Annotated in this window: 13 protein-coding genes and 2 pseudogenes; 8 read left to right on the top strand and 7 right to left on the bottom strand. The window is 35.5% G+C overall.

Features of this window, described 5'->3' with window-relative positions; translation table 11 throughout:
* The 4 genes from CN326_RS19110 to CN326_RS19095 all read left to right on the top strand — a co-directional run bounded on the left by CN326_RS19110 (position 1) and on the right by CN326_RS19095 (position 3,331).
* Positions 1-288, top strand: coding sequence for a hypothetical protein (locus CN326_RS19110; protein ID WP_098310556.1), 288 nt, complete (start codon positions 1-3; stop codon positions 286-288).
* Positions 289-380: 92 nt separating this feature from the next.
* Complete coding sequence (locus CN326_RS19105; RefSeq protein ID WP_098310555.1) at positions 381-1,367, top strand: LLM class flavin-dependent oxidoreductase; 987 nt, start codon at positions 381-383, stop codon at positions 1,365-1,367.
* Positions 1,368-1,796: 429 nt separating this feature from the next.
* On the top strand, positions 1,797-2,660 hold the full coding sequence (locus CN326_RS19100) for a leucine-rich repeat domain-containing protein (RefSeq protein WP_098310554.1): 864 nt from the start codon (positions 1,797-1,799) through the stop codon (positions 2,658-2,660).
* Positions 2,661-2,878: 218 nt separating this feature from the next.
* Complete coding sequence (locus CN326_RS19095; RefSeq protein WP_098310553.1) at positions 2,879-3,331, top strand: AraC family transcriptional regulator; 453 nt, start codon at positions 2,879-2,881, stop codon at positions 3,329-3,331.
* 314 nt (positions 3,332-3,645) lie between these two features.
* Here the strand turns inward: CN326_RS19095 and CN326_RS19090 are convergent, their stop codons facing one another.
* From CN326_RS19090 to CN326_RS19070, 5 genes are all read right to left on the bottom strand, one after another.
* On the bottom strand, positions 3,646-4,173 hold the full coding sequence (locus CN326_RS19090; protein ID WP_141525083.1) for a permease: 528 nt from the start codon (positions 4,171-4,173) through the stop codon (positions 3,646-3,648).
* Positions 4,170-4,652 carry a hypothetical protein gene (locus CN326_RS19085; protein WP_098310551.1) on the bottom strand — a complete coding sequence of 161 codons (483 nt, stop codon included), beginning with the start codon at positions 4,650-4,652 and terminating at the stop codon, positions 4,170-4,172. Before CN326_RS19085 ends, CN326_RS19090 begins: the two co-directional genes overlap by 4 nt.
* Positions 4,645-4,986 carry a PadR family transcriptional regulator gene (locus CN326_RS19080; protein WP_098310550.1) on the bottom strand — a complete coding sequence of 114 codons (342 nt, stop codon included), beginning with the start codon at positions 4,984-4,986 and terminating at the stop codon, positions 4,645-4,647. Before CN326_RS19080 ends, CN326_RS19085 begins: the two co-directional genes overlap by 8 nt.
* Positions 4,987-5,378: 392 nt before the next feature.
* Complete coding sequence (locus tag CN326_RS19075) at positions 5,379-5,702, bottom strand: hypothetical protein (RefSeq protein WP_098310549.1); 324 nt, start codon at positions 5,700-5,702, stop codon at positions 5,379-5,381.
* Between the two features lie 308 nt (positions 5,703-6,010).
* The gene (locus tag CN326_RS19070; RefSeq protein ID WP_176524694.1) at positions 6,011-9,352 is read right to left on the bottom strand and encodes a carbohydrate-binding protein; all 3,342 of its coding nucleotides are present in this window, start codon (positions 9,350-9,352) and stop codon (positions 6,011-6,013) included.
* A 681-nt stretch (positions 9,353-10,033) separates the two neighbouring features.
* On the opposite strand from CN326_RS19070, the gene CN326_RS19065 reads away from it, so the two are divergent.
* Positions 10,034-11,128, top strand: coding sequence for a Rap family tetratricopeptide repeat protein (locus tag CN326_RS19065; RefSeq protein WP_098310547.1), 1,095 nt, complete (start codon positions 10,034-10,036; stop codon positions 11,126-11,128).
* Entirely contained in the window at positions 11,128-11,382 is a 255-nt protein-coding gene (locus tag CN326_RS19060) for a Phr family secreted Rap phosphatase inhibitor (protein WP_098310546.1), read from the top strand. Before CN326_RS19065 ends, CN326_RS19060 begins: the two co-directional genes overlap by 1 nt.
* Positions 11,383-11,717: 335 nt before the next feature.
* Here CN326_RS19060 and CN326_RS25615 read toward each other — a convergent pair.
* Positions 11,718-12,932: pseudogene (locus tag CN326_RS25615) on the bottom strand (GH25 family lysozyme); the annotation flags it as partial.
* Between the two features lie 132 nt (positions 12,933-13,064).
* Positions 13,065-14,522, bottom strand: a pseudogene (locus tag CN326_RS19055) (GW domain-containing glycosaminoglycan-binding protein); the annotation flags it as partial.
* Between the two features lie 1,130 nt (positions 14,523-15,652).
* Between CN326_RS19055 and CN326_RS19050 the strand changes: the two are divergent.
* On the top strand, positions 15,653-16,231 hold the full coding sequence (locus CN326_RS19050; protein ID WP_098310544.1) for a DUF2087 domain-containing protein: 579 nt from the start codon (positions 15,653-15,655) through the stop codon (positions 16,229-16,231).
* 85 nt (positions 16,232-16,316) lie between these two features.
* Positions 16,317-16,802 (top strand): MFS transporter, encoded by a 486-nt coding sequence (locus tag CN326_RS19045; protein ID WP_255258166.1) that lies wholly within the window; start codon positions 16,317-16,319, stop codon positions 16,800-16,802.
* The last annotated feature ends 11 nt before the right edge of the window (positions 16,803-16,813 follow it).

Genomic DNA, 16,813 nt, shown 5'->3' with positions numbered 1-16,813 from the left:
ATGAAACAACATAACGAACAAGCAAGTGGAAAAGATCAAAAAATTAAAGTTGAACGTGTACAAACTGGCATGAGAATGGAAAAAAGAATGGTAAAAGTTTTAAAAGCAATGGCAGAGTATCACGATATTTCACTAGGTGTTCTTCTTGAAAGAATTGTTCTTCATGCTTTTGAAAACAAACCCATGTTTAGCCAAGAGAGCCTTGAAAAGGTTAAAGCTATAAAAGAAGTTTACGACATGGATTATGGTTTAGAAATGAGTCGTCAGTGGAATGATTCGGAAAACTAGAATGATTATTTTTAAGTACAGTATCATCTTAAGTTTTTGTAATCTATCCGTGAAGTAAAGAAGTTAAATACAATTATCAGGAGCGCTATGAAATGAAATTTAGTACATTAACGATATTTGACCATTACCCAAATCAATCATCCCGAACACCCCAACAATTCTTCAACGAGGTATTGGAACAATCTGTTCGGGCTGAAGAAATGAATTTTGATGGTGTATGGTTTACAGAGCATCATTTCTCAGATTTTGGCATCAACCCCTCTCCAGCAGTTATGCTCGCTGCGGTATCTCAAAGAACGAATAGAATCCGTCTTGGCGTGGGTGTTTCGGTACTTCCATTACATAATCCTTTACGAATTGCTGAAGATTATGCGGTTGTTGATCTTTTATCAAACGGAAGATTAGATTTGGGATTAGGTAGTGGATATAATCAGAAAGAATTTGATGGTTATAATATTTCATTAGAGGATAAAGCTCAGCGATTTAACGAGTCTCTAGAAGTGTTACAGAAAGCATGGTCAGGTAAGCCTTTTTCTCATCAAGGGGACTTTTTTCAATATAAAGAAATCAAGCTTAGTGTCCAGCCAATTCAAGCTCCGTTTCCCCCTCACTGGATTGCAACCTCTAGTGAAAATGGTGCTACTCATGTCGCCAGTATGGGAAGCAATTTCATGGGGCTTGGATTTAGCAAATCACGAGATGAATTAGCAAAGCTTATTGATACATACAAAAATGTGTATCAAAAATCAGGACATGGTAATCCAGATCAATTAGAAATCCCCGTTGCCTTCCATGTTCATGTTGGTGAAACATCTGCAGAAGCTGAATCAAACGCAAAAGGTCCTTATCAATTATTTATGAATACCCCGCATGGGAAAAATATCTCATATGAGGTTCTTAAAGAGAGTTTTAATCCAGTAATCGGGAGTCCTGATGAAGTTATTAAACAAATTCAGTCTTACCGTGAAATAGGTGTTACAAACTTTATGGCAGTAATGAATTTTGGTGGATTAGAACATCCTAAAGTGCTTTCATCCTTAGACTTATTTGGTAAGTATGTAATTCCTGCTTGTAAGTGAAAACTTGATAAAGCACGTCGCACTTCAAAAGAAATGGTTTTATTTACTACCATTTTTTCTGAAGAGTTTAAGAATGGACAAAAAATAAACTCTTAAAATTTCCCGTTAGTCATCCATGCTTCCAGGTGTGACATGAATGACTAACGGGAATCAATAGTTAAATAAATGAAAAAGCCAATCCTTCCTTTTCGTACAGGAAATTGGCTTTTTCTATATAAAAAATCGCTTAGCGTACAAAATTCGCGTTTTGTCGACTGTACCCTTTCAATAGTTTTAGCCCTCTTTTTTATATTAAATCCCCTTTTCTTTGCAATCACTACACATCACATTACAGATTTCTTATTAAGAATGTATTAAAGAAAATCTGTTGAAATTCAACTTCTTTGATAAAATGTATTTAAATGAATCACATACAAAGGTTGGTTAAAAATGAAGAAAAATAATTTTTTAGTGATCGATGGTACTGTTCAAATTCACGGGAGCAGAATCAATGAATACGTTGATTTCATTAATACACATAACTTCAAAAGCGTTTATATTAACAGCCTTAGATATGAACCGACACACATTAATTTTCTCAAGGACTGTCCTCAAATAGAGAAATTATCCATTGGAAGCTCATATATTACGGATTTTTCAGGACTATACAGATTAAAAAACTTAAAATCTTTATCACTAGATGAACTAGCAGTACCTATTAATTTAGCGGAACTGGAGAGTTTTACAAATTTAGAAACCCTCTATATCCAATGGAACAAAAATATTACAGGATTCGAATGCTGTCCTAATCTAAGAGAGCTTTTAATTTGGAAATACAAACCAAAACAAAAAAATCTTGAAGAGCTGGCCTCACTAACGAACCTTGAAAAATTAACGATAACGCAAGGAAATATTGATTCACTAAAAGGATGCGGTGCATTTCCTAAACTAACTAAGTTAGAAATCAATTATTTAAGGAATATAGAGTATATTGATGAAATTGAAAAAAATTCATCAACCTTGAAGTGGCTTGAGTTTGGCAATTGCAGCAAGATAAAAAATCACAGCTATGTTTCTTGTTTAAAAGAGTTAGAAACTCTTATCTTCGCTAGTTGCGGAGACATACAAAATTTGCAATTTGTTAAAGAACTTCTAAAATTAAAGCACTTGAGTTTCGTTGACTCAAATATTGTAGATGGAAATATAGAACCTTGTAACGGTATTCATTTTGTGGGTTTCAATGACAAAAGACACTATAGTCATAAGTTTGAAGAACTAAATCCAGAATTCGCCAATAATCTTCCCTCTTTATAAATTAACACAAGAAAAATCCCTACTTTTAATGAAAAAGTAGGGATTTTTAAATTTTAATGGACTTAGAGATTTGAGTAATTAATAGGTCCTTTTTAAGAAAAACTCTCGTTTATTGAGTACGAAAATTCTCAATTTTTAAAAAAATAATTGATTATATTTTTATATCATAATAGCATTTGAAATGTAGTAACCATTAATAGAGAAAGGAAACAGATACTATGAATATTAAAGTCGAAACTCTTCCAAAATATCGCATTGCATATGTACGACAAGTTGGTCCATATGGTCCTGCTAACATTCAAGCAATGGAAAAGTTAAAGAAATGGGCTGAGGAGAAAAATCTTGTTAAATCGGCAATAATACTTGGAATTCCACAAGATAACCCTGAAACAACACTTCCTGAAAACTGTAGATATGATGCTTGTATTGTGATTTCAAAGGATTATCAAATTGATAATTCAATTTGCGAAAGTGAACTTTCTGGTGGAAAGTATGTTATTTTCAAAGTCAAACATACAGCGGAAGATATTCAAAAAGCATGGGCTGAAATTTTTCCAGCTTTACACAATAGTGGATATCAAATTGACAACAAACCGATTTTAGAAAGATACACGAGTGATATGATTAACAACGATTATTGCGAAATATGTGTACCTGTAAAATCGTTATAGTTTGATTAGTACATTTTCACTTATTTGAGACTTTATTGTAGCTTTGAAACAAAGTCGTACCTTTTTTAAGAAAGTTATACCGTTTGCAAAAAAGATGTATCGTTTTATCCCATTGACCAATACATTCATACAGGTTTATTTTTTATAAAATCTAAACTTAAAACTACTGAAAAAGAATCCATTTTGATTAATCTTTTTTCAAAGTGGATTCTTTTTACTTATCTTAAAATGCTGAGTTTGATCAAACGTTATTTAAAATCTACAGCTACAACAGAATCTGAGATTGAGGAGCTTCAAGACTTATTAATCTAAATCTAAACTTCTTTAGTTATATCATACTTTAACAGTTGTCGTTGGTCATAAAACTTCTCATAAATAATACCCATTACATAGAAAAATAATAGACCAAAACAAATGTGGATGAGTGTAAATTTAACTCCAAATGAAGCAAATTCATACACCATCACCGGTAATTTTGCAGTTGTCCAAACTCCTAGAAAAAATACAATGTATCGTATGCTCGCTCCTTTTTTTAATAAAAGTGCTGCGATTGGAAAGGCTACGTAGAGGGGACCTGCTGCAATTCCTCCTAATAATAGGGAGAACAAGATGCCATAGATACCAGATTTTTTCCCCATATATTTAATTAATGTTTCTTTCTTCACCCACTGGTCAAGCAACCCTACGAATATTAAGACAGGAGGGAGTAAGAATAGCATATCTAAAATACTTTTTCCTGTTAATTGAAATGCGTTCCATCCCAATGATTGGTTTATAAAAGTCAATATAATGAGCCCCAATAGTAAAATGAAAAAGAAACGATATCTTTTTAATTCATTCATACCATCACCACCCAAATAATATACGAGAATATGAGAGACATTAACAATGCAGATGCATTACGCGAATAAGCAAAACTTCGCCCAAATATCTTTTGTTCCATCGGTAAAGTTGTGATTCCTACTGACATTAATGTAGACATTAATGCCGCAACTTGGGGGAGGCCCGCACCATTTTGGATTAATGTATGTCCAAGAGGAAACACAACAAAGCTTGGAATGAGTGCAACAGAGCCAATGATTGCTGAATAAACAATACCGATGAATCCAGATTTTTCCCCAATGATGGAAGAAATGAAGGAAGGCGTTAATATAGATAGTGATAGTCCAATGAAAAGCATAATTGATAGCATGGAAGGTATAAGATTACGAAACATTTTCCATGACTTTAATAGAGCATCTTTTGTTTTATTTCGATCCTTTATAAAAGAAATACTGATAAGAATAATAGCTATAGTGTAAAGGATAGCGCCATTAATCATGATCAGACTCCTTCCATTCTTTATATTTGTTTAAGAAAAATGATAAATTCTTAATTTTTTCTTCAATATCTATTTGAAAATCTTCTAATTGTTCTTTTCCAGCTGTAGTAATTTTGTACATTTTTATCGGTTTATCTTGATCAGATGTATCTAAATAAGACTCAACAGCACCTTCTTTCTCTAATTTTTTTAGTGTGCGATATATGATGGCACTATCAATTGGATTGACGGGAAGCTCTTCTTCACATTTCTGTAGAAGTTTGCCTCCATAGCTATCTCCTTCTGTTAAAAACAGCAAAAGAAATGCACCTGTATGTCTTCCTGTATGTTTCATGAAATATATAACCTCCTAATTTAAATGTAAAAAATTTTTTTTGTTAACATAACATCAAAAATATTACTGTTAATAACATTATACTGTCATTAACAGTATAATGTTACTAACAGTATAGATTAAATATAATGTCACGTCAATTCTAAAATATACAACATGTTTTTTATCGTTGTGATAACACGAATTCGATTGCAAATCTTACCGAAAAATTGACAAAGTCAACAAAAATCGCGATTAAACATATGACCAAAACCATTGTTTCATACGTAAAAACAAAAACCTAAGCGGGCTAACCAAAAGGTAGGCGCATGAAGAAATGATCTATTCATAGAAACATAAGATAAAAGGCAAATTTAAAAAGGTGCCATCACTATGGCACCTTTCTATCTTTCTTATATAATCTGTAATGGACCTGTAAGTGTAGAAAAATTCGTATCGGAATGTTGTTCTAGAAGATCATATGCTTCACGCAACAATGTATCTTTCTTGCTGTATAGACTTGGACATATAGACATATTTCTTTTATCACAACAAGGGCACCACAACCCCTCAAATGATACATTGCTGGCTTTGATCATATGTTCATTCGGATTTATTTCAGAGAAAAGAAGTACAGTTCCTCCCTTTTCTATATCTAAATAGAGAATCACCCTATTTTTTTCAAATCGGATTTCACCGTTTTGATCCTTATTGAATGTAACATTCTTAATCTTCACTATTACTCACTCCTAGGCATTTATAAAGTATATGATATACTTTACATTTTTAATTGCATTTTAATTATATCATCAATCTATTACGTTATAAAAAATAAACTTCCTATACTGTAATATGAACTAAAGAGGGTCTCTATCTTATATCCCTCTGCTAAATTGATCCTCAATAATAAGAATTAAGCTACACAGCAGTTTATTTTATCATCTACCCCCAATAAGCAAAACAGACGACCATAGAATTGGTCGTCTGTTTTGTTTATAACTCAAGCCATCCTGGAATCTGTTTCCTCTATCTTTTCATAAATGCACTATTGTTGTGACAACACATATTGAGCGTCTCGCAACAAATAACTTGCAGCTTCACTTGAAATGTGTTTCCCGCTTTGCGCCTTCACTTCATTCACAAAGCTGTTCAAATCGTTGTTTGCCAATTTGACCTGCAGGCTGTTGGCAATTCCGGCATTGTCGATCCATTTCGTATCGGCAAAGCGTGTCACCAACGCCTTTAAGGAATCAATGCTTGCCACTGTCTGAAAGTGAACGGTTTTGCTCCCCTGATTACCGGCTAGGTCACTGGAGGATATAACAAGGGTATGCTGACCAAGCGGCAAGGTATACAGCGAAATCTCCGTTCCGATTTTGTAAGCATGCGTATCGAGCGTCACCGTCGTCTTGCTGTTGTCGACACCCGAAAAGTTGTCGGTCAATGTAAACTGAGGCGTCAAATCCTCGGAATTTTCATAAATGCTTCCATCCCCCGGTACAGATACCGCGATTACTGGCGCCGTCTTATCGATGCCAATAGCAAGATGTTTTACTTCCTCCACATTGCCAGCGTTATCAATGGCACGATACTCGACGCTGTGCATACCTTCAGCAGTCAGCGCCAATTCGGTCTTGTTTGTCCAATCGCCGCCGTCTACTCTTGTCTCGATGCGATTTACACCCGTTCCAGTTGGATCATCCTCTGCAGTGAACTTCACATTCACATCCTTTGCATTCCAAGCGCCTTCACCGGTAATCCCATCTGTCGTTACCGTTGTAACAGGCGGTTGAACATCGGCGCTTCGACCATAAACTTCAAATTCATAAATATTTGCAGTTCCCGTTTCATTAGCATTTTGCGGCGTAGTAATATAAAGCCTTACATACCTTACGTTGGTTTTTGGTATATACCTGTCCGTTACATTTGAAACGTTTCCTGTAACAGAATCCAGGTCAGTCCACGTAGTCCCATCCAGACTTCCTTGAAGCTTATAATTTTTAGTATTTAGAGATAAAGTATCGCCGCCTTCTCCTGCATGCTTTACTACCCATCTGGATATGTCATAATTTTGTCCAAGATCAACCATTAACCATTTGTCCCCAGTAGTATTTGAAGACCACTTACTGCCACTTGAAGCTGATCCATCTACTGCCTTAGACGCTTCGAACCCTACCAAACTTCCGTTGGATGTAACCGTCTTGTTCAGAGCCAGATTTACTGGAGCAGGATCGTAGCCTAAAGTGGTAACTTTTAATGGAATGCTAGACTCTGAAACATTTCCTGCTTCATCCTTAGCCTTTACAGTAAATTGATATGTCGTATTTGGAGTCAATCCTGTTACTTTATAGTTCGTACGCCCTGTTGTTGACCCAATCAGAGTATCTCCATTATAAATATCGTAACCTGTAACCCCTACATTACCCTTAAAATTATCAGTAGCTACATCCCATGACAGATTTACCATCTTGTCTGTTACTACTTTCGTTGTGACATTAGTTGGTGCGATAGGCGCTTGCTTATCCGCCGCAAGTGCATCGGCTGTATAATTATTGATGGTCCAATTAGTTATCGTACTCTTTTTGTTGAAGTCTCTTCCATTTATCACAACCCTGTCGGCATAAACATCTATAATCAAGCCTTGACCTGAATCCTTAACAGCTCCATCTCTTACCATTGAAAAGTACTGTTTGTTATAAAAAGTACTCGGTAACGTGAGAGGATAATGAATATGTCCCGTTATAAAAACGCTTTGAGGATATTTCCCAATAATGTCCTCTAATTTTTGATCCTGTACCTCATCACTTTGATAAGGATCCCAAGGATATTCCTGATATACAGTATTATCTAGTGGCTGATGAAGGAATAAAAAGATCGGTTTATCTTTGCTTGCACCCTCTGCCAACTTATCATTTAACCACTGAAGTTGGGTATCTGAAAGATATGCACTGTCCTTATCATCAGTCTCTGTTGCCAAATAGATGAAGTGGTATCCATTTATCCACTTATCATAATAAGTATCTGGCATACCTGTATGTGTCAAAAATCTGCTTTTAGCAGTATCATATCCTCCCGACAACCACCTTACATCATGGTTCCCTAAAACATAATTGCAATTAAGTTGAGGATATTTATTCATTGTGTTCATAAGTAAATTATATTGTGCATCTGTTCCGTAGTCGGTAAGATCTCCAGCAACGCTAACATGTTGCACATTATTACTAACTGCGTCCTGCAATGCATTGTTAAGTGAGACATCAGCGAAATCACCTGGTACATTTGCATGTGTATCAGAAATGGACATAAAGCTGAATTTATAGCTAGTATCCTTCTCAGGTGTTGTTGAAGCAAGAACAGTCACATTGATGCTTGTTGACAATGCTACATTATTCGGATTTGCAACCTCTGCTGGCAGATCTACTGTTCCCGTTACCGTGAAATTCTGCTCGGTCTTTACAGCCGGATCGTAACCTGAAGCAGCTATATTCCATGTTACAGGTGCGTCGACATTTCCGCCATCGGTTACAAGTGCTACTTTACTTGGCAATCCAAGGGCTACCACTGTAGGCGCTGTTCCGTTTACCACATCTTTAACGGCTGCAGGTGCTGTGATGCTTGTTAGATTCTTTGGCTTTATTTCTACGGTATAAGTTGCTGTCTTACCGCGTGCTTTGACGGTCAGTTTCTGGCTGGCCGCTGCAGTTGAACTGTTGAACCCGCTTACATCGGAAGGTCTAACTTCCTCCACCCTTGTCGAACCATCTATGTATGTGCCGGTGACTACCATGCCCGTGAGATCAAGGCTCTCTCCGATACGGTAAACAGTCTTTGCTGGTGGTTTTGTAATGTCAATGCTGTTCAACGTCTTTGAAAACTGAAACCAGTTAAGATTGGCTACATATGTTTTTCCCGCCGCTACCTTCAATACAAGGTATACATCATGAGTTCCGGTAACATTGGCAATATCGGTAGATTGAGTCTGGTAGACATTCCAGTTGTCTGGTGCTGTAGTAGCGACAGTAAGCGTTCCCGCTAAAGGACCTGTTGGACTGTCAAGCCTGATCTCAATATTACCGCCTGCATTTGATCCCTTTACTGAAAGTCTTGCACTAAATTTCGTAGCACCATTAGTACCGCTACCAAAATCAATATTTTTATATACTAAATACTGATTGTCATTCGTACCTCCCACACTTTGTCCACCATCTGGACAAGATTCAACTTTAAGGTTGGAACCCGACTTGGAACTAAAGTTTTCTGCTTCTGTCAGACTATATGCATCGCTTGCGGCATGCACCGGCGTATAGCCAACAATACTGCTGAGTAGGAATGCAACTATCATGATAAGTGAAAAGAATGACTTGTTAAACTTCCTTAAGGTAACCATAAACATCTCCTTTAATTTTTTATTCCTATCGATGGCACTTCTATCGTATCAACGGATTGTAAAATTCAAATCCGCGAACTGTAAACGTTTCGTAAAATATGGATTGCTTCCTTTTATCTGCATTTGGGACTCTTTTCATCACTTCTGTCATGTCGGCTGGTTTTCGGTAAAGTGTTACACACTGACCGACCTGCTTCCTGTCAGTTTGAAGAAAATCAATAAAGATATAATGGTTGTAACAGTAAGTATGCTTGATTTCGCTGCCGATGTTCCTTAAACCAGCTTAGAATCTAATCATGATAGAGATCTAACTGTTTCAGGTTGTAAAAAAGAAAAATGTTTTTCCGCTTTTGTTTTAATGTCGTATGGATTAAAATTTGATGAAACCACGTTTTAAACGAAGCAATCTCTTCATTTTCTAATAATAAAAAAAACAGACCAAAATATTGCTATGTGGTCTGTCATTCAACTTTTTAATTATTACTTTTTTCTTCCAAATGAGAATCCGTTAGGTGCAATTCACACCTCTTTTCTTTGCAAATCCTACACATTACAGGTTTTAAAATAATCAGAATATAAAGAATATTCTGATTATTTTTTATCAATTTTCCTAGAAATTAACTCTCCCCTCTAACAGTTAGAAACATGGTAATATTTAGTTAAAAAGGAGGCGTATCTACTATGAGTACAGAAGTCATAACAAAAGAACAACTTACACGTTTACTCAATAATTGGTATCAATCGATATTGAAACAACAATTTGTTGAATCGAAACAATTAAAAGAAGATATTGATTATAAAATCAACAATGTAGAACAAGATCATGAATTATTATTATATTATTCTTTGCTAAATTTTAGATACAAAGTTTTAACAGACTGGATAGAGATTAAAGAAGACAGTTTTGATCAGGTAGAGTCTTTTCAAATTCCAAGTGAAGGATTTCTGGCATATTATTATCATTTTTTCAAAGCGTTTCATTTTACACTCATTACAAAATATAAAGAAGCAAAAGAACAATACGAAAAGGCTGAAAAACTTTTAAAATATGTTCAGAATCCATTTGAACAAGCTGAGTTTAATTATCGATTAGGTTATTTCTATTATCAATCGTATCAACCAATACTAGGAATTGATTACATAAAAAAAGCAAAAGAAGAATTTGCAAAACATGAAGATTATCAAATTAATGTAGCTCTATGTGAAAATATGTTTGCTTTATGTTGTATCGACTTAAAGCAATTTGAACAAGCAGAAGAAAGCTTCAATACTGCTTTAGATGTTTTCAAAAAATTAAATAGTGAAAAAGCTGTTTTAATGGTTCGAAGTAACTTAGGATGGCTATACGGAAGTCAAAATCTTTCAGAATTAGCAATTCGTCATATTTCTGAAGTTGTTGAAAAATCACCTAGACATTATAAAGCTATTTTTACTATGGCTGAGGAAAATTACAAATTAGGTAGAATTGAGCTTGCAAATGAATTCATTAAATCTGGATTAAATCTCTGCAATGAACTAAAAAACAAAGAATTCCAACATCGTTTTATAATTTTACAAGAATTAAATAGACATTCTCACACTACAGAATTAGAAAAGGCAGTTTTGGAAGGGATTTCGTATTTTGAAAGCGAAGGTTTATGGGAGTGTGTAAAAGAATATACTGAAAAATTAGCATTGAAATTCTATGAAGAAGAAAATAATTCAAAAGCAAGTCAGTATTTTTATACGAGTATCATGGCGAGCAAAAAATACCGTGAAAAAGGAGCATTAAAATAATGAAAAAAATTGGTTTATTAATAACGGGACTAGCAATTACGAGTGCTTTAACTATTAGCTTAAATACTTTTACCGAATCCAATAGCCAAGCTTTGAATCGTGGAGATGGTGGCGGTGCACCTGCATTTTCTCTGGAGGATTATGGTGATATAATTAAACAAGATGGACATGCTGATTTACCTGCGCCAGAATTTAATAGAGGCGACGGCGGTGGTATAATCATTTCTGAATCAGAACATGGGGTTGAATGGTAATCAAAAAAGATTTCCTTTCTATTTGATGACAAATAATGAATTCCACACTATTAATACAAAGGATACATTAAACAGGATGATATTCAAAATTTACTAAAAAAGAATTTTGATATCATCCTATTTTCATTCATATTAATTTTTAATTGAATCATAAGCATTCATTCTATCTAGCCATTATTAAAAGTAACAAATTCTTGATTTGTAATCCCTTAAAATAATACAATTTCTTATCTTTTTAATGAAAGAAAGCAGACCCTTTTCTAAAAAGGTCTGCTTTTTTCATTAAGTTTCGTATTTTCTTCTCCCTGAATATACAGGTAAGAAATCCGTTATTGCTTAAGTCCATCTAAAGAAGTTGTAACAGACATATCAACCGTTCCTACTCCATTTACATTCCCACTGTCTGTATATTGCCAAGAATTCCAGCCTTTCCAATCACTTAATGTAGTTGGAAGGGTAGAGCCATACTTTGCAACCCAAATAGGTACATCGCCGAGTCCAGTTATATTAAAACCATTTACATACCAGCGGCCCGTATAGATCATAACGCGTTTTCCTGTTGTCTGCTGTACGTAATTAATAAAGGTACGTGCCCAGTTTGACACATAAGATCCTGTTATCGTATTTGTCGGACTAGATGGTGATTCAAGATCAAGAACAGGCATTAAATCGGTATGATATTGATTCAATACATCAACAAAATGTTTCGCTTCCACTATCGGGTCATTTTGTTCTGGATGAGCGAAGTGATATGCTCCAACTAAAAGGCCTGCTGCAGATGCATTTTGCACGTATTGTGCATAGGTTGGATCTGTATATGAAGTACCTTCGGTTGCTTTCATATAAGAGGCACTAATACCAGACTGCTTCACTTGATTCCAGTCTATACTTCCTTCCCAGTGTGAAACGTCAATAAATGTATAGGCAGGTTTCAGTGTTGTCGTTACTTTACTAAAGCCAGTACCTTGCATATACTCCACTTCAATCCAGTGAACATCACTTAATCCATTTGTTGCATTTTGGTTATCATGAATATCAATTTTTAACGCTTGTTCATTGTAAGTATTATACCCCCATGTATCTGCAACTTTTTGCCCATCTACATATACACGAACTCCATCATCTGCTCCCGTGTATAAAAGATACTGACCAGCTTTCAAGTGCTTAGCTGTGACATAGCGTGCTGAGAAATGAGTTCCTGGTACACCTTTAACTGGGGAGCCTTCAAGACCATTATCATCTTGTAAGCCGCCATTTGCTGCTTGTGAAAGAGTCTTAGCACCAACAGGATATCCAGAAAGTGTTTCATTCGGATAGTAATATGCAAGCCAGCTACCAAATGGTACTACATCTGAAAATACAGCTGCTTGTCCACCATCTTGATAATATTGCGTATGAATGCTATGGGAGCCTGCTGCTACATTTGATAATATAGCACGATTCGTTTCACCAGCAGCTAACGTCCAGCGATCGATGACTGGATTATTATCAACCGAAACCTTTATGCCATCATCTGCAAACGACTGAACAAAGTAATCTCCTCCAGACAATTGCTTATTTTGAACAAAATCAGCTTGGAACTGTTGAGAAGGAAAACCAGCAGGAGCTCCTGATCCCCAGTTATAATGAACTTCTCCATTTGGATCCAACTGAGTATATGCAGTTTGCGAAGATAATACATTCGCATCAACCCAACCTAAAATGCGATCGCCTTGCTTAATTTTGTTCCAAGTAGAAGAACCTTTTGTAGCACTTTGTATCACTTGCACCATTTGATATTTATAATTATTTGTAAATTCTACGAATTTCGAACCATATTCCCCATATGGTAAAGTCCATATGCCATCACCGTTCGTAGATGGTTTTATAACTGCTGTTCGATTCTCATCTTTTATATTCGTTAAATCCGTAAGTGCCTTCCCGGCATCAAGCCATCCTAACAGCTTACCGTCTTTTGCTACTTGATCCCAAGTAACATTTCCTATTGTTGCAGTCTTCACAACTTGAAGCGTTTGATATGTATAATCATTGGTACTTTGTACATATTGTGCACCAGCAATGCCATACGGTACGGTCCATATGCCGTTACCATTCGTACTTCCAATTGTAACAGAAAAGTTTGCCGGCTTTGCTATCCCTGCATTGTCTAACGCATAACTGCTAATCCAGCCAATAACTTGACCATCTATACTAAACTTATACCATTGCACACCTTGGTATGTAGCGCTCTCCAGTAACTGCAGATCTCGAAAAGCATATCGATCGGTCGATCCTAAATAATTTGCACCTGGAAGGCCATATGGCATGCTCCATATACCATTGACATTTGTCGCACCCATCACAGCCGTTTGATTTATGGTTTGCAAATTCGTCAAACCACTTAACGCACGACTATCGAGCCAGCCAATGACTTGATTATTTACGCTAAATTGATACCATACAACATTTCCTATCGTTAATTTCTGAATGAGCTTTATGTCTTTTCCTACATAATTATTAGTGGAACCGATATAACTTGCGCCATTTAGACCATATGGAATAGACCAAACTCCATTCCCTGTTGTAAGGACGACCAGCTGATTCTGATTGACATTCGTTGCAGCATTTAGAACTTTACTATCAAGCCAACCTCCATCTTTCCCATTTATCTGTACATGATACCAAAGCACATTCCCAATCTGTGCACTACCAATAACATGAACCATCATACCACTATATTTGGTAACGTCTCCAAGGTAACTAGCCCCTTGCAAGCCATATGGTACTGTCCATATACCGTTACCTTTCATGTTATCCTTAATCAAGCCATCGAAATTTACCGCTTGTTCATTTGTGACGGTACTAGCTGCCAAAGTGGAGCTTGTAGTGTCCGCATTTGCAACAGGTACTGTCTGAAAACCGCAAACCGTAATAGCGGTACATACAGATAGCCAAATCTTTCTCACTTCTGCACACCCTCTCCTTAAATTGTAGTAATCTTGTAGCTGGAAGAGGTCTATTTTTATGTAATCTTTTAATATACGTTCTAATAAATCAGATCCCCAACATTTATGTCCCTCTCTACTACCTTTACATATTACTATTTTTATAGAAATTTTAATATAGTATTTTCGACAAGTATTTCGAAATATTTTTAACATACAAACTCTTCAATAACCTTTATACAGAAGTGTTTATTCACGTTTTATACAAACAAACGATACATTCTAATACATGTCATTTTACTATTTTGGTATAATTTTCAAAGTAGGTTATTTTCCTATCTATATATCATGTACTCGTACTATCTTTAGCGAATATTACTGGGATTTGTCCCACTATTTATGAGTCGTAAGTCCCCTACTTCAAGGTTTAAGAGAAATTGGCCAAGGCTAATGCGAGGGTGTAAATGCCCGTAAAGCAAAAACCGAAGTGCGCTAATTCAAAGGTATGGTGACGAACAAATAATCTATTCATAGAAACATAAAATAAGAGGCACATTTAAAGATGACAAAAAACATTATATCCGTTATACCTTCTGGCATGTCTCCATTAAGCTGACATTTCCAACTGGATGCTTTACTTCTTCTAGAAGCGAAGCAAGAAGGTAAATTACAAAGAATAAAAGATAAAACCATAAAGCTTTTAGGAGATGACTACTAAATATCTCTTGAATCATTAATAAATCTGCTAATGGAGAAATTGATTGTATAGTATGTTTCAATATCTTTATATTCGATAATAAAATAAATTATAATGTTTTATACTTTAGCTTAAATAGATTCAGGATGAGTATTATATATCAAGTATTACAACGACTCTCTTCTTCCCTTATATAAGATTCGGACCAACTAATCATTTTATGGGGGTAGTTTTTTAAAATTCATTCAATGAAATCGGAAAAACTTCGAAATATATGATTTTGCGAAGATATCTATACAATAAAAAACTTAATTTCTGCAGGAATTAGTGTCACTTTATCACCAGAGATTACAATTTACGAAAACCTTTAAAAGAATACCGTAAAAATACAAATGAGAACTCCCCCTCCAAAAAACAATTTTATAATTTCTTCTACAATACACTCCTTGTGTATCTCTTTTCTTCCCTCTTCTCACCGCCCAAGATCCAGTAAATCCTGTTACAGCAATATTTTTTGCACTTACGTTAAGTATCGTGGAAAAATACACCTACCTACCGTTATAAACACCTTCATCATTTAATTACTTGAATGATAAAATCAATTAGATTACAATCTAATTAGATAAACATTAAATTAGGAGGGTTCTGATTGCAATTAAACAAAATTGTTGAGTTTCATAAAGCGTTAGGTGACCTTACACGGGTTCGTATTATTGCCTTGCTCCAACAAGGTCCTTTGAGCGGACAAGAGATTGCTGGGAAGTTAGGGCTTAAGCCACCAACAATTACACACCATATTACGAAGCTGCGAGATGTTGGACTTATAAAAGAACGCCGTGATAAAAATACGATCTATTTTTCTCTTAATACAAAAATATTGGAGATGAGTGCTAAGGCTATTTTTACTGTAGGAACAGGAGGTGATTCAAACATGGAAATGTCGGTTACTGAAAAGGAACGTTCAGCTATTATCAATAATTTCTTCACAAAAGATGGAAAGCTGAAAAACTATCCTGCACAACGAAAGAAAAAGCTTGTCGTACTTTCGCATATGATCAAAGGATTAGAATTTGGAAAAGTTTATCAAGAGAAAGAAATTAATGAATATTTAAGGCAGTTTCATGAGGATTATGCAACATTAAGACGTGAGCTTATTATGTGCCAATATATGTACCGAGAAAATAATCAATATGAGTTAAACCCCGCTGAGCTATGGTGGTTGAAGTAAAGGGTGTCACCCGACGCCCTTATTTTTTCACCCAACTAATTAGATGAACATAAAATTAGATAAGTATAAAATAAGGGGGATAGATATGAATATTTCATTTATAAATGAAGAAAAACAATATCGGAAGTTATTTCTAGCTGGAATTGTTAATGGTATTGGAGATCGCTTTAGTTCTGTAGCTGTGTTAGCGATGCTACTGCATTTAACAGGTTCAGGCTTGGCCGTGGGAATGACTTTAGCAATCCGGTTGATACCTTCTTTGTTTTTTGGGCCAATCGGGGGCATTTTGGCTGATCGATTTTCGAGAAAAACAATATTAGTTGGAACAGATCTTATAAGGATCTTGTTTGCCTTATCCTTCATATTCGTTCAGAGTAAAGAGGATATCTGGATTGTTTATGTTAGTTCATTTATTTTAGCTGCTGGTGAAGCTATATATGGACCAGCAAGAAAATCAGCAATACCTCGACTCGTTATTGAACTACCCCCACCTACCGCTTCGCGCTTGAGGTGGGGGTCTTACTGCCCGTTAATGCGGGATATTTTTATCAGACTTTTAAAAATATTTTGACACACATATTA

The organism is Bacillus sp. AFS018417, assembly GCF_002560985.1.
Classification (GTDB): domain Bacteria; phylum Bacillota; class Bacilli; order Bacillales; family Bacillaceae_G; genus Bacillus_A; species Bacillus_A rhizoplanae.
The sequence above is the reverse complement of the archived record's forward strand: the minus strand, read 5'-3'. Positions and strand labels throughout refer to the sequence as shown.